This is a genomic window from Alcanivorax sp. HI0044 (assembly GCF_001634945.1).
This window is the reverse complement of record NZ_LWEZ01000407.1, coordinates 1-949: the sequence shown is the minus strand read 5'-3', so window position 1 is coordinate 949 and position 949 is coordinate 1. Positions and strand designations below refer to the sequence as shown.

At 54.9% G+C, this 949-nt stretch carries 2 protein-coding genes; one reads left to right on the top strand and one right to left on the bottom strand.

Annotated features, from left to right (window positions below):
• Positions 1-152: DUF6160 family protein (locus tag A3730_RS33005; RefSeq protein ID WP_197477301.1), on the bottom strand; the 152-nt coding region annotated here is incomplete at its 3' end.
• Positions 153-569: 417 nt separating this feature from the next.
• On the opposite strand from A3730_RS33005, the gene A3730_RS04935 reads away from it, so the two are divergent.
• Positions 570-949 (top strand): chorismate-binding protein (locus tag A3730_RS04935; RefSeq protein ID WP_231883850.1); only part of this gene is annotated, 380 nt, incomplete at its 3' end.

Here is a 949-nt window from a genome sequence, read left to right as displayed (position 1 = left end):
ACGTCGGTTGTGATGCTACCGTCAATGGTCATGCTGATACCGTCCTGACCCGTCACGCTGGACAGGGCTTCATCCTGCATCGGCTCGAGAGCCAGGGCGCTCATCGGCGCGACGGCTACAGCGGCAGCCAGAGCAAGTTTCTTGAAATTCATATTGTTCTCCTCGTGTGCACAACGTTGTTGTAATGCTTATGTGCGCCCCAGTCTTCGCAGAGCACGTAGTTACGTTAACACAACAGTTACAAAAACAAATATGCCCGTTACAAAATGGTTTTGGCCACAAAGGCATACCTATCTATCTGTAATCATTGAATTTTATCTAATTTGGCACATCCGTAGCAGGTTCTCGCCCGATACGGTGTCGTGCCCTTTCCGTCTGAACTGTTACCCGCAGTAACAGGATTGGGCATCGTTGCGTTACAGGGTTAGACTAGCCAACCCATTTTACTCTGGCCGGCCATGACTTTCCGTTGCGTTTTTCAATCTGATGGCGAACTACGCTGGCTCGGCGAGCCAGATGCGGTGCTGCGCGCGCGCTCTCGGGCTGAGCTGCAGCAGTTACAGGCCAGTGTGGAGCAAGCGCTGGCGGGGGATTTTTGCTTCGCTGCTGGCATCCTGCCCTATGAGGCCGGTGCCGAATTGCAGGGATTAACGGCTGCGCACTACTCGGCATGGGTCTACCTGTATAAGGATGCGCCCGGCAGAAACGAACCGGGTGATTCCTGGGCAACAGAAACAAAGCCAGCCAGCTTTGCTCTGACATCCGCGTTTCAGCCCGAACAAACGCGGAATGACTATCTGGACAGCCTTGCCAGGATCCGTGATTACCTGCGCGCGGGAGACTGTTACCAGGTCAATCTTGCCCAACGTTTTTCAACCCGCTTCAGGGGCTCCACCCTGGAAGCCTGGCTGGCATTGCAACAGGCCCACCCTGCTCCGCACAGCTGCTT